Raw genomic sequence first — 14,004 nt, 5'->3', positions numbered from 1 at the left:
GACGGTGATGGTCGGTCGGTTGCTGCGTGCCCTGCTGGCAGCGATGCTGTTGGCGATGGGCCTCGTCGGCACCCCGTCGACGGCGAACGCAGCCTCCGAATACCTCGATGTGGAGATCACCTCCATCTCCACCCCCACGCTCAATCTGGACAATCCCGAGCAGGTCGTCGAGATCCAGGGGCGGCTGACGAACGTCTCCACCACCCCCATCCGCTACGTCAACGTGCACTTCTGGCGCGCCCCGGTGCCCATCCTCACCACCGATGAGCTGACCTCCATCACCGCGAACCTGCCCGTCGGCAACCGGTTGTTCGAAGAGGCCGCCGGAAACCTCGACATCCTGACCCGCGACGAGCCGTTCGGCCCCGGCGAGCGCGCCAACTTCACCGTCCGCGCCACCGTCGCCGAGCTCGTCGCCGAGGGCCCCTCGCAGGTCCCCCTCGGTCGCGACGACGCGGTCTACCTCCTGGGCGTCCAGGTGCGCGGCATTCCCGACGACGCCGAGAACATGGTGGTCGGCCGCGCCCAGGTCGTCACCCCCGCCACGCAGCAGCCGGTGGGCTCCAGCGCCCTCGTGGTGTTGGCGGGCACCCCCTCGTGGCTGCCGGACGGCTCGTTCCTCGACGACTCGCTCACGGAGCAGCTCAGCGGCCGCCTCGAGACCCTCCTCAGCTCCGCCGAACGACCCGGCGTCATCAGCGCCGTGGACCCGGCGCTCTACCAGGCCGTGCAGTGGCTCAGCGCCGAGCACACGGTCGCCGGTGAGGCACGACCCGCCAACGGGGTGGCCCTGCGCTGGGTCGAGCGGGTCGACGCCCTGGCCGACGACGGCCGTCTGTGGCGTCTCCCGTTCGCCAACCCGGATCTGGTACGCGTCGACGCGACCGGCCAGCTGCCGCGTGTGCTGGCCTGGGCGCGCGAGGCCACGCCCCAGGACCTCCTCGATCTGCCGTCGGTGGCCGTCCTCGACGAGGGCGCCAACACGGATCTGGTCAGCAAACTGGGCGAATTCAGCACCGTGGTGATCCGCAACGCCACCGGCGCCAGCGTCGGCCCGCCCCGCGTGCTCACCGCAGCCCCGCAGGGCGCGGTCACCGCCCTGCCGGCCGGCGTGCAGTTGGCCCGCAAGATCGCCGACGAGCTGCTCGCGCCCCGCCCGCCGTTGTACGTGATCGACACCCCGGAGGCCGCCGCCATCGACAACGAGCTCGCGCCCTACCGCGAGCACGTCCCCGCCACCACCACCCCCGCGGAGCCGCTGCGCTGGGCCGACGCCCAGACGCCGGCGGCCTACCAGGAACTGGTCGCGGCGCTGGATGAGCAGACGGGCAACGCCTCGCTGATGGCGGACCTCACCCCCAGCGCGGAGGCCTACGACCTGGCCGCCGTGGGGGCCACCGTCTACTCGAAGGGGTTCCCGACGGAGGCCGCCGCCGTCGACTACCTCAACGCCGCGTCGCCGGCGGAGGTGGACCTCTCCCGCGTCACCCTGCGGGCCGCCGCCAACTACGTGATGGGGGCGCGCGTCAATGAGTTCCCCGCCACGCTCAGCAACGAACTGGACATCCCCATCGTCGTCGGGGTCGAGTTCAGTTCCGACGCCCCGCAGCGCATCAGCGTGCCGGGCGTCAAGGCGGTCGAGGTGCCCGCACGGGGCACCGCCACCATCACGATCACGCCGGAGGCCGCCGCCAACGGTGTCGCCCTGGTGCGGCCCCGGTTGGTGACCGCAGAGGGCCAGGTCCTCTCCGAGGGACCGCCCATCGAAATCACGGCCACCGATCTTGGGCGCGTCGGCTGGATCATCATCGTCGTATCGGGTGCAGTGGTGCTGGGAGGCACCGCGTGGCGCATCGCCGCCGTCCGCCGCGAACGCGCGCGGGCGGATCAAGGCCTTCCGCCGAAGGGGAGCGAGTGAGTCAGGTCAGCAGTACGAAGAGGTTGGTCTCCGCGAGTGCGGTGATGGCGTCGGGGACTCTGATCTCGCGCGTCCTGGGCGTCGTCCGCGTCGCCCTGCTCGCGTTCATCCTCGGTACCGCCACCCGTCAGGCCGACATCTACGGCCTCGCGGACATGGTGCCCAACTCCCTCTACATCCTCTTCGCCGGCGGCGCCCTCAACACGGTGCTCGTGCCGCAGATCGTGCGCGCCATCAAGAAGGACGAGGACGGCGGGGAGGCCTACACCAACCGCATCATGACGGCGTTCATGCTGATCATCACCGCCGTCGCGGTGCTGGTCACCATCGGTGCGCCGATCGTCGCCCGGATCTACACCTCCGGCTCCTGGCGCGACCCCGGACTCGCGGCGCAGTACGGCTCCCTCATCGCGCTGATGTTCCTGACGCTGCCCCAGATCTTCTTCTACGGCGCGTTCTTCCTGCTGGGCCAGATCCTCAACGCACGCGACAAGTTCGGCCCCATGATGTGGGCCCCCATCGCCAACAACGTGGTGGCCATCGTCGTGCTCAGCACCTACCTGGTGGTCTGGGGCAACCAGCAGGACCACAGCCAGGCGTTCACCACACCGCAGATCCTTCTGCTGGGCATCGGGTCGACGGCGGGGATCGCCGTGCAGACCCTCGTGCTGCTGCCGTACGTCAGGAAGGTGGGCTTCAAGCTGAGGCCCCGCTTCGACCTCAAGGGCACCGGCCTCGGCCACACCTTCTCGCTCACGAAGTGGACGATCGGCTTCGTGGCCGTGAACCAGCTCGCGCTGGTCGTCGTGCAACGCCTCGCCACCTCGGCCACGGCCACCGGCGAGGGCGCCGGCGTCGTCGCCTACGCCAACGCCCACCTGCTGTGGATCCTCCCCCACTCGCTGATCACGGTGTCGCTGGCCACCGCCATGCTGCCCAGCGCCTCCCGCCTGGCGGCCTCAGGCGACACGGAAGGCGTCAGCCAGGAGTTCATGAAGACGGTGCGGCTCGCGCTGATCGTGATCGTCCCGGCCGCCGTCGTGTTCCTCGCGCTGGCGCAACCCACCACCGGGATCCTCTTCGGGCAGGGCGCCGGCCGCTCCAGCTCAGACCTGGTGGCCTGGGCCCTGATGGCTTTCGCTCTCGGGCTCATCCCGTTCACCGTCCAGTTCGTGACGCTGCGCACCTTCTACGCGCTGGAGGACACCCGCACCCCGTTCCTCGTGCAGGTCCTCATCGCGGGGCTGAACATGGCGGGCGCCATCGGCCTGGTCTCAGCCGCGCAGGCCTGGATGGACGAGCCGTCCTCGTGGGTGGCCACCGCGCTCGCGCTGGCCTACTCGGTCGCCTACCTGGCCGGCGTGCTGGTGTCCTGGCGGCTGCTGAAGCGGCGGGTGCCGGGCATCGACGGCGGGGCCATCGGGATGCACATCCTCCGGCTGCTGCTGGCCTCGGCCGTCGGCGGCGTGCCGGCCTACTTCCTGGCCGGCTGGCTGACCCGCCTGATCGATTCCCAGTTCCTGGGCAACGTCGTGGCGCTGGCGCTGGGCGGGCTGCTGATCCTCGGCAGTTTCGTCGCCATCGGCAAGCTGCTGAAGGTGCGCGAGCTGACCAGCCTCTCCACCCTGCTGAGCAGCCGCTTCGGCCGCCGCGGCCCAGCCACCCCCGCGGCCCAGCCCACCACGGACGCGCCGCGCGGCGACCGTGATGACAGGGACGACCGCGACGACGAGGCGCTCGTCATGACCGCCATCACCGGCCCGCTCGACTTCGACTCGGGGCCGCCCACCATCATCCGTAACCGTCCACCGATCGTGCAGCGCACGTTCGATGCCCACCCCGCCTGGCCCGTCGACAACGAGGTCGCCGCCGGAGCTGAAGATGAGGACATCGCCATGGACCGTCGGCCCGAACCCGACATCGACGACGACCCCACCGGTCCGCTGGACCTGGAGGGCCTCTTCCGCGAGGAGCAGCGGGGGCAGATCGCCAGCGTCGGCACGCTGCTCAACACGCGCTACGAGCTCGTCCAGCAACTCGCCGAGCGGCATGGCGCCGAGACGTGGCGGGCGCACGACCAGGTGCTGTCGCGCGATGTCGTCGTGCACGTGCTCGCCCCCGGCGACCCCCGCAGCCCCGAGTTGCTCCGGGCCGCGCGCAAGGGCGCCGCCGCCACCGATTCGCGCTTCCTGCGCGTGCTCGACGCGGACGAGACGGTGGACCGCGACCAGGGCATCGGCGCATACGTGGTGGCCGAGTACGCCGTGGGGCGCTCGCTGACGGACCTGCTATCGAAGGGCCCGCTGAGCGCCATCGAGGCCGCCTACATCGTTCGCGAACTGGCAGATGCGCTGGTCGGCGTGCATGCGCAGGGCCTGTTCCACGAGCAGATCACCCCGGACAACGTCATCATCACCACCTCCGGCGCGGTGCGGCTGGTGGGCTTCGGGATCGAGGCCACGCTGGCCCGCGGCGACGCGGAAGACACGGCCTGGTCCACGCGGGAGCGGGCCGACGTCGTCGCCCTCGGCAGCCTGCTGTACGCCACCCTGGTGCGCCACTGGCCTGGCGGGGCTGCCTGGGACCTGCCGGCGGCCCCCATCATCGCCGGCGAGACCGCCCCCGCCCACACGGTGCAGGTGGGCATTTCGCCCGCCCTCGACCGGATCTGCTCCGCCACGCTCACGGAGCGCGGCGACCTGAGCGTCCCGCGCATCCTCAGCGCCTCCCAGCTCGTCGCCGCCCTCGACGAGGTGCTCGGCAACGCGGACGCGTCCCTGGACCTGGAGCAGCGGGTGCGCTCGTGGCATGGCCTCGACGACGTCCCGCCCCGCCCCGCCCTGTTCCGCGAGACGGAGGTCATCCGCCGCTCCGACGACGCCGTGGCCGCGCCACCCACCGTGACGCTCCCGGTCGCGGCGGACGACGACTCGCTCTTCGGCTTCGGCCGGGAGCCGCGCCAGGACGAGGCGCCCGTCGGGGAGGGCGCACGCCCCAGCCGCAACGGTCGCCTCTGGTGGATCCTGCTGGCGCTGGCCGTCATCGGGCTCGCCATCGCACTGGTCTTCAGCCTCTTCGGCGGCAACGATCCGCAGCCGGCGAACCCCACCACCCCCGGCGGGACCAGCGCCATTCCGGTCTCGCCCGGCGAGACGACACCCGGCAACGGCGAGAACACCGTCGCGTCCGGGCCCATCACCGTGGCAGAGGTGACCGACTTCGACCCGGAGACCGACGGCGGCAACAACGAGGAAGTGCCGGACCGGGCCGCCAATGTCATCGACGGCGACCCGGCCACCACCTGGCAGACCATGCGCTACCTCCGCAACCCCAAACTCGGCGGGCTGAAGCCCGGCGTGGGCTTGGTGCTGGACCTGAGCGAGCCGCGCACGGTGAGCAGCGTCACCCTCACGCTGGTGGGCGCCACCTCGGTGGAGATCCGGGTGCCGAAGGGCGAGACCCCATCGATGCGCACCGAGGCCGACTGGGAGATCGTCGGGGCAGACCCGGCCGCCAACGGCACGGCCACCATCACCCTCCCGGAGCCTGTGGAGAGCCAGTGGGTGCTGGTGTACTTCACTGAATTGCCGGCCGTCGAGGGCGGGTTCCGCGCCGAGGTAGCCGAGGTCACGTTGCAGTAACCGGGAAGGTCAGCCGGCCCCGAGCACCTTGTCGAGGTCGTAGCTGAGCGGCTCCTCAAGCTGGTCGTAGGTACACGACTCCGGCTCCCGGTCGTCGCGCCACCGCACGAACTGCGCCGTGTGCCGGAACCGGTCCCCCTCCATGTGGTCGTACTTCACCTCCACCACCCGTTCCGGCCGCAGCGGCACGAACGACAGGTCCTTCTTCGCGTTCCACCGCGAATGCTGCGCAGAGGTCGGCGTGCGCTGCGCAGCGGCGATCTCCGCCCATGGGTGCGCATCGGATTCGTCGACGAGGGGCTGGAGTTCCTCGAACAGCTCACGCCGCCGCTCCATCGGGAACGACCCGATCACGCCCACCGAGTTGAGCACCCCGTCGTCGGTGTACAGGCCCAACAGCAGCGAGCCGACCGCTTCGGTCTCGCCCTTGTAGAGGCGGTAGCCGGCCACGACGCAGTCGGCGGTGCGCTCGTGCTTGAGCTTGTACAAGACGCGCTTGTCCTCCTGGTACACCTCGTCCAACGGCTTGGCGATCACGCCGTCGAGGCCTGCACCCTCGAACTGTTCGAACCACTCCATCGCGGTCGGCTCGTCGCTGGTGGCCTGGGTCAGGTAGATCGGCGGCTTCGCCTTCTTCAGCGCCTTCTCCAGCGCCTTGCGGCGCTCCTTGAACGGCTTCTCGGTGTAGTTGTCCATGCCGAGGGCCAGCACGTCGAACGCGACGAAGCTGGCGGGCATGAGCTTCGACAGCTTCTCGATGCGCGAGGCGGCAGGATGGATGCGCTGCTGCAGGGCGTCAAAGTTGAGGCGGTCCCCGGTCTCGGGGTCGATCATGATGATCTCACCGTCAATCACCGAGTGGTCCGGGAAGTTGTCGATGATGGCCCCGACCAGCTCAGGGAAGTATCGGGTCATCGGGCGCTCGTTGCGGCTGCCGATCTCCACGTTGTCGCCGGAGCGCCAGATGATCGAGCGGAAGCCGTCCCACTTGGGCTCGAACAGGTACTCACCCTTCGGCAGCTTCTTGACCGGCTTGGCCAGCATCGGCCCGAACGGCGGCACGACGGCGGTGCCCCACTCGGCGTCGCGCTCGGCCTTGGGCGCGAGGTAGTCGTCGTCGGCCTTGTCCTCGCGGCGCTTCGACGGGGGCACCCGAGGCGGTTCGCCGGGCATCTTGGGGTAGTCGGGCGGGAAGTTGAGCTCGCCCAGGCCCCGCTCGAGGTCCTTCTCCCACAGGGCCAGGGCGCCGTCGATGGTGCCCGCCTCGTCGTCGATGTCGGCCCAGGCGCAGCCGCGCTCCGCCACGATGCCCGGCGCCGTGTGGACGGTGAACTGGCGCGGCTCCACGTCGTCGAGGTCCTCCCAGCGCACCGGCATCGACACCGGGGCACCGGGAAGGGGGCGCGGAGAGTAGGCGGCGGCGATGGTGCGGTCGCGGTTGGCCTGGTTGAAGTCGACGAAGACGCGCTGGCCGCGCTCCTCCTTCCACCAGCTGGTGGTGACCAGGACCGGCATGCGGCGCTCGAGCTCGCGGGCGATGCCGATCACGCCGTGGCGCACGTGCTGGAACTCGTGGGTGGGCCTGATGCGGGCGAAGACGTGCACGCCGCGGTTGCCGGAGGTCTTGGCGTAGGCCTTGAGGCCCACCTCTGCCATCACCTCGCGGAGCACGTGGGCGGCCTTGACGGCGTCCTTGAAGTCGGTCCCCGGCTGGGGGTCGAGGTCGATGCGCAGCTCGTCGGGGTTGTCGACGTCGTCCTCACGCACAGGCCAGGGGTGGAACGTGATGGTGCCCATCTGCGCGGCCCAGGCGAGGTCCGCCGGCTCGTCGAAGAGGAGCTGCTCGTGCCGTCGGCCCGACGGGTAGGTGCACATCACGGTGCGGAGGAAGTCCGGCGCACCCCTCGGTGGCCGCTTGGAGAAGAACTCCTCGCCCTCGATCCCCTCAGGGAACCGCTGCAGCGTCATCGGCCGGCGCCCGTTCAGGTGCAGGAAGGCGTCGGAGACGGCCAGCAGGTAGTCGGCGAGGCCGCGCTTGGTCACGGCGCCTGCCCCGTCGTCGGGCCACAGCACCTTGTCTGGCGAAGAGAGTTTCAGCTCCCGCTCGCCGTAGGGTCCATCGATCTTGAGGATCACCGGCTCAGCCATGCGCCAAGGCTACTTCCCGAGGGGGCAGAGTGAAGTTGTGCAGCGGACTTGGTGCACAACTTCACTCCGCCGTCGAGCCGGTATGCGGTGCCACGTGGGCCGGGGGCGGCGTTGTTGAGTTGTGCAGCGGACTTGGTGCACAACTTCACTCCGCCGCCGGGGCCGGGAGCCGGGGGAAATGCAACGTCGCAGGGCCTCCTTCACGGAAGCCCTGCGACGCAGCGGGACCCAGCTATGAAAGCACAGCCGGAAGGATCACTCCTTCACATCTTCGTCGACCCACTCGAACGTGCGGGTCACGGCCTTCTTCCACAGGCGGAACTTGCGATCACACTCGGCTTCGTCCATCGACGGGGTCCAGCGCTTGTCCTCGGCCCAGTTGTCGATGACGTCCTGCTCGCCCTCCCAGTAGCCGACGGCGATCCCAGCCGCGTAGGCAGCGCCCAGCGCCGTGGTCTCTGCGACGACGGGGCGCACCACGTCGACACCGAGCATGTCGGCCTGGAACTGCATGAGGGTTTCGTTGGCCGTCATGCCGCCGTCCACCTTGAGCTCTGCGAGCTTCACGCCCGAGTCTGCTTCCATGGCGTCGAGCACCTCGCGCGTCTGGTAGGCGGTGGCCTCCAGGACGGCGCGGGCGATGTGGCCCTTGTTCACGTAGCGGGTGAGGCCGACGAGCGCGCCGCGGGCGTCGGACTTCCAGTAGGGGGCGAACAGGCCGGAGAACGCCGGCACGAAGTACGCGCCGCCGTTGTCTTCGACCGAGGCGGCCAGCTTCTCAATCTCGGGAGCCGACGAGATGATGCCCAGGTTGTCGCGCAGCCACTGAACCAGCGAGCCGGTCACGGCGATCGAGCCCTCGAGGGCGTAGATGGCGTCCTTGTCGCCGATCTTGTAGCAGACGGTGGTCAGCAGGCCGTTCTCCGACGGGACGACCTCGGTGCCCGTGTTGATCAGCATAAAGTTACCGGTGCCGTAGGTGTTCTTCGCCATGCCCACCTCGAAGCAGGCCTGGCCGAACGTGGCGGCCTGCTGGTCGCCCAGGATGCCGGCGATCGGGACGCCGGCCAGCATGCCCGTCTCGCGGCCCTCGCCGTAGACCTCTGCGGAGCTGCGGATCTCGGGCAGCATCGACAGGGGAATGGTCATGTCGGCCGCGATCTCCTCGTCCCAGCTGAGGGTCTTCAAGTCCATCAGCATGGTGCGGGAGGCGTTGGTGACGTCCGTGACGTGCACGCCGCCGTCGGTGCCACCGGTCATATTCCACAGCACCCAGGAATCCATGGTGCCCATGATCAGGTCACCGGCCTCCGCACGTTCGCGGGCGCCGTCGACGTTGTCGAGGATCCACTTCACCTTGGGTCCACAGAAGTAGGTGGCAAGCGGCAGGCCGACGCGGGCCTTGTACTTGTTCTGGCCTTCGGCGCCGCCCAGTTCGTCGACGATCTTCGCGGTGCGGGTGTCCTGCCACACGATGGCGTTGTAGGCAGGCTCGCCGGTGTTCTTGTCCCACACGACGGTGGTCTCGCGCTGGTTGGTGATGCCGACGGCCGCGATGTCCTTCTGGTTCAGCTCGGCCTGGCTCAGTGCCTCCGCCACGACGGTGCGCACGTTGCGCCAGATCTCCTGCGGGTCGTGCTCGACCCAGCCGGCGCGGGGGAAGATCTGCTCGTGTTCCTTCTGGCCGACCGACACGATGGTGCCCTTGTGGTCGAAAACGATGGCACGGGAACTCGTCGTGCCCTGGTCGATGGCAAGTACGTACTTGTCAGTCATGTGTCTTCAGTCCTTCTCGTCAGTGAGGGTGGATGGATGCGATCAGGCGACCGGCGGGAGTAGGACCAGCGCGAGCAGACCCGCGAGGGCGCCACCGATCAGGGGGCCGACCACCGGGACCCAGGCGTAGCTCCAGTCGGAGTCGCGCTTGCCGGGGATGGGCAGGATGGCGTGCATGATGCGGGGGCCGAGGTCACGGGTGGGGTTGATGGCGTAACCGGTGGGGCCACCGAGGCTGATGCCGATACCGACGACGAGCAGTGCCACGCCGAGGGCGCCGAGCCAGCCGAGGTTGGCCGGGCCTTCGCCGCCCGCCTCGGTGAACTTGCCGGCCGCGATGACGACGAACACGAGCACGAAGGTGCCGATGGCCTCAGTGATGAGGTTCCAGATCGGGTTGCGGATCTCAGGTGCGGTCGAGAAGACGGCCAGCTTGAGGTTGGGATCGGTGTCGGTGTCGAAGTGCTGCTTGTACGTCAGCCACACGAGGCCGGCGCCGGCCATGGCGCCGACGAGCTGGCCGGCGAAGTACACCAGCACCAGGCCGACGGAGACGGGTTCGCCACCCATCTCCTCGGCGCCGTTGACGAGCAGGCCGACGGTGACGGCGGGGTTGATGTGGCCACCGGATGCGTAGGAGGCGAGGACGCCCGCGAACACCGCAAGACCCCAGCCCCAGTTGATGAAGAGGAAGCCCTGGCCGTTGCCCTTCGTCTTGGCGAGCAATGCGTTTGCCACCACGCCACCACCGAGTAGCAGCAGCAGCATCGAGCCGACGGCCTCAGAGAGGAAGATGGTTCCCATGATTTCTCCATTCCTGACTGCAGTGTCAGATAGACGTCTTCCGTAGACGCGTTTGACCCCAGCAAAGAGCAAGTTGCACGTCATTGCAACAGCCATGCACACCTGTGCAGAACGGCTAGACACCGGTGCACATAACTGCGTGATGAAACGCTGTCGATGCCGATGGGGAAGAGGCAGATGGCCCTGTCAGGGCCGACTGTCGCGGGGTTTGAGCATGGTGAGGAGGGCCGTCCTCAACACGTCTCTTTCCTGGTCCAGTTCATCCAGCCCAGAGGGCGCCCGTTCGACCTCATCGTGGCGTGCATAGGCCCGTTCGGCCGCCAGCATGATGTGGGTACAGATCGACCCCACCTGGGCATCGTCGAGCCACTTCGGATCGAACACGATGCGTTCCGCCGCACCGTCGCCGTTGAGGATGACGGTGACGCCCTTCGAGCGGCCCCTGGCCGGCGCCCCTGGTTCCGTCTCCCTGGTCGCAGCCAGGGCTGCGGCATGCCGCGCGTCGAGATCCCGGCCGACGCGGTCGAACAACACCAGTGACCGACGGCTGAGCGCGGGCAGGTCGCGCAGACGCTCGTGCACTTCACGGGGCAGTTCGGGCTCTTCGGGAGCCGCGCCGGGTTCTGGCGGTACCGCCAGCTGGAGGGTCGACAGCATCAGCGCCTCGCGGAACCTGGCCTCCAACGCCGCGGCGTCCGGCACCTTGTGGAACCAGACGGGGCTAAGCCGCACTTTGGTGAGGCGGCCGTGCTCAGACCAGAGGCGCACAATGCCTTCGCGGTCTGAGAACCCGCCGTCAGATTCGTCGATTGCCTCTTCCTCGGGTTCATCGCCGCCGTAGGGTGGCGGCGCGAGCGGGTCCAGGTCGTCGTCGAAGTCGGTCACGTCAGGGAACCTCCGCCACGAAGCTCTCGGTCCAGGCAGCGAGTTCTTCCAGCGTCAAGGTGTCAAACATGTCCCGGTTGAGGAAGAGGCGACCGCTCTCCGAGTTCCCAACGCACCATTGCGCGTCATTCGCCTCGTAACACCAGACACCGGGGCGCAGTTCTGTCTGCCCATTCGCGAGGCCCTCGCTCCACTCAGCCGCCCGCTCACTCCATGCCCAGGGCGCTACAACGATCCGATCCGATTTTCCGGCGTCGTACACCGGCTGTCCGAGCAGCCAGTTCAGGGTGAAACCCCCGACGGTCGTGGGGTAATCGTCTTCGCCCAACTCCTCCAGCTGCACCGACCCAGTGGCCGCCGGGTCACTGGACGACCGGGTCGCCGAGGGAGCATCTGTCGACGCCTCCACAGTCCCTGCAGGGCTGGCGGGTGCCGGGCCGTCCGGGGTGCAGCCGGTGCTCAGGATCAACAGCGTGACACTGCAGGCGGCCAGGGACCGCAATCCCATCGAAACGGCTCCACGCATTCCTTACCTCTTCACCCCGTCGTTGGTTCCGCCGGGCTGCTGGGCGCCGGCCGGATCGTCCACCCGTGATTCTGCCTCATCCGGATCCGGCACCGAGTCCGTGGGGGCCGGCGGGACAGAGGCCTGCCCACCGCCTGTGGGCCACGTGCCAGGCTCAAGCAGCTGAGGAGCCGAGAGGCATTCCGTCACCTTGCCGGCAAGCGCATCGGCGCTGTCTCGGACAGGGCGTCCGAACTGGGCGTCCTGCAGGTTCGTCCGCAACGCCCTCAGAAGATCGAGCGCGTTGGCAACCCGTCGGTAGTGATAGCCCTTGGCGCCAGGTTGCAGGCTCTGGACAGCCTGGGTGGTGGCCTTGATCTCCCGCTCCATCACGAGGAGGAGGGCCCGGTTGAACAGCGCGAGCTGGCTGATCGCATTGGCCATGCTGGTGGCCAACCCCCGCAGTTCCTCCGTCGCGCCGTCCTGCACGATGCTGCGCGCCGTGTAACTGCTGCTGGCGCCGCTGATCCAACCGGGGATCTGTCGCAGTGCGGTGATCCTGCTGCGCACCTGTGACACCTGTTCGGCTTTGGTGCGCCACCGTCTCGCATCAGCCTCAAGGTCGCCGGGGACATGCCCCACCTCCGTTCGGACGACCGTCATCTGCTCGCGAACGGCCTCCACCTCGCGCTGAAGATCCCGGATGATCTTCTCGCCCTTCGCCTCAAACTCGCGGCGGTCCTGCTGGTAGCCGAAGAGGCCGTGCTCCACGAACGACAGGAACTCGTCCCACCAGTTCACGGAGTCCTTCCGATCCGCCTCCACCGCGGCGTCGACGGCAGCCTTGAGCGCATCCGCGGCCGGCCCGAGCCGGTGGGCCCCCACGCCCTCCGCTTCGGTCAAGGTGAATCCGCTCGGCTGGCCGCCGAATTTGATGAACAACCCGTCAACGAGATCGATCGGCAGAATCATCAGATCATCCCCTTCGCCTGCTGGGCATTGGCCTGCTCCGTGCCCCGGTAGTCGCTGGCCGAGGCCCGCAGCATCGCCGAGATCGTGTTGTACTCGCCGCCCGCCCCGGAGGACCAGTCAGTGGTGGACGACGTCAGGGAGTTCACACCGAGGTCCGGCACAAGACCGAATTCGGTGGGGACGGGGGTCGACGTCACAGACTCCATCTCGCCGGACAGCTCCTCCCATTCCTGGGCTGCAGCCTCCAGCTGGGCCGGATCCACCTGATAGTCACCGGTGCTCCCGCCGCCGCCCGATCCACCGCCCGACGGTGAGTACGACCCTGGGCCCGTCGGGTAACTGGGTGACGTGTACTGCCCAGAACCCTCGGCGCCGGGCTGCTGGTACGCGGGCGGCGATGACGGCGTCGGGTAGGAGGGTGGTTGATAGCCAGGCGGCTGGTAAGGCGAGGGGGCCTCTGAACCCGGCGACGGGGGGACGTAGCCCGGATCACCGGGACGCGGCACGTAGCCCTCATCGCCCGGACGCGGCACGTAGCCCTGATCCCCCGGACGCGGCACGTAGCCCTGATCCCCCGGACGCGGCACGTAGCCCTCATCGCCCGGGCGCGGCACGTAGCCCGGATCACCCGGACGCAGCGAATAGCCGGACTCCCCGGGGCGGGGAGAATAGCCGGACTCCCCGGGGCGGGGAGAATAGCCGGGCTCCCCGGGCCCCGGCACGTAGCCAGGCTCCCCGGGGCCGGGAACATAGCCCGGATCACCCGGACGGGGCACATAGCCCGGGTCACCGGGCCGCAGGACGTGGCCGGGGTCTCCGGGGCCGGTCCCGTCCGGGCCGAGGCCCGCTGCCATGGGGCCACCCGGACCACCGGGCCCACCGCCCATTGCGGGGGCGCCCGCGCCGCCTCCGGCGAGGCCGCCGCCCATGGACGTGGCACCACTGGGCATGCCGGCTCCGGCCGCGCCGGGGGCGCCTCGCATCATCCCGCCACCCATGGCGCCCGCCATGTCTCCGGGGGCCACGCCACCGGGTGCGCCGGGGCGGCCCGCGCCGCCGGGGCCACCCATCATGGGCGGCATCATCGCCTGGCCGCCGGCGCCTTTCTTGCCCTTGGCTCCGGTGGAGTTGGGGTTGATGGGCGCTTCGCCCAGGTCTGAGTCGTCGATCTCGTCGTCTGAATCTGCGCGCAGCCCGGCGAAACCGCCCTCGGCGGCCCGCTTCATCAGCTGCTCCCACGCCTTGTCAGCGTCACCCATGGCCATCTCCTCCGGGCATAGACCGTTGCCAAGTTAACCAGCCGTTCGGGTCACGTCACACACCGTTGATCCGCCGGTGGCGGGGGCCCGTACGCC

Annotated in this window: 9 protein-coding genes; 2 read left to right on the top strand and 7 right to left on the bottom strand. The window is 69.1% G+C overall.

Translation table 11 applies throughout. From position 1 onward, the window contains the following. Window positions 1–7 precede the first annotated feature (7 nt). Together ACX1DX_RS10980 and murJ are read left to right on the top strand one after the other, a co-directional pair. Window positions 8–1,918, top strand: a complete 1,911-nt coding sequence (locus tag ACX1DX_RS10980) for a DUF6049 family protein (protein WP_459398211.1) — start codon at window positions 8–10, stop codon at window positions 1,916–1,918. Continuing rightward, window positions 1,846–5,559, top strand: coding sequence for a murein biosynthesis integral membrane protein MurJ (gene murJ, locus ACX1DX_RS10975; RefSeq protein WP_459396640.1), 3,714 nt, complete (start codon window positions 1,846–1,848; stop codon window positions 5,557–5,559). Before ACX1DX_RS10980 ends, murJ begins: the two co-directional genes overlap by 73 nt. Window positions 5,560–5,568: 9 nt before the next feature. On the opposite strand, the gene ACX1DX_RS10970 is transcribed toward murJ, so the two are convergent. From ACX1DX_RS10970 to ACX1DX_RS10940, 7 genes are all read right to left on the bottom strand, one after another. Then, a complete protein-coding gene (locus tag ACX1DX_RS10970; protein ID WP_459396639.1) occupies window positions 5,569–7,707 on the bottom strand; it encodes an ATP-dependent DNA ligase in 2,139 nt (712 codons plus the stop codon). 255 nt (window positions 7,708–7,962) lie between these two features. Beyond that, entirely contained in the window at window positions 7,963–9,483 is a 1,521-nt protein-coding gene (gene glpK, locus ACX1DX_RS10965) for a glycerol kinase GlpK (RefSeq protein ID WP_459396638.1), read from the bottom strand. Window positions 9,484–9,525: 42 nt separating this feature from the next. Then, complete coding sequence (locus ACX1DX_RS10960; protein ID WP_459396637.1) at window positions 9,526–10,287, bottom strand: MIP/aquaporin family protein; 762 nt, start codon at window positions 10,285–10,287, stop codon at window positions 9,526–9,528. Window positions 10,288–10,473: 186 nt separating this feature from the next. Next, window positions 10,474–11,172: a hypothetical protein gene (locus ACX1DX_RS10955; protein ID WP_459396636.1), complete on the bottom strand. Its 699-nt coding sequence runs from the start codon at window positions 11,170–11,172 to the stop codon at window positions 10,474–10,476. Between the two features lies 1 nt (window position 11,173). Then, window positions 11,174–11,515: a hypothetical protein gene (locus ACX1DX_RS10950; protein ID WP_459396635.1), complete on the bottom strand. Its 342-nt coding sequence runs from the start codon at window positions 11,513–11,515 to the stop codon at window positions 11,174–11,176. Window positions 11,516–11,701: 186 nt separating this feature from the next. Beyond that, window positions 11,702–12,649 (bottom strand): hypothetical protein, encoded by a 948-nt coding sequence (locus ACX1DX_RS10945; protein ID WP_459396634.1) that lies wholly within the window; start codon window positions 12,647–12,649, stop codon window positions 11,702–11,704. Continuing rightward, on the bottom strand, window positions 12,649–13,908 hold the full coding sequence (locus ACX1DX_RS10940) for a WXG100 family type VII secretion target (protein WP_459396633.1): 1,260 nt from the start codon (window positions 13,906–13,908) through the stop codon (window positions 12,649–12,651). The genes ACX1DX_RS10945 and ACX1DX_RS10940 overlap by 1 nt, the downstream gene beginning before the upstream one ends. Window positions 13,909–14,004: the final 96 nt, after the last annotated feature.

The sequence above is a fragment of the Tessaracoccus zhenghani genome, assembly GCF_054552775.1.
This window is presented reverse-complemented; position numbering and strand designations above follow the sequence as displayed.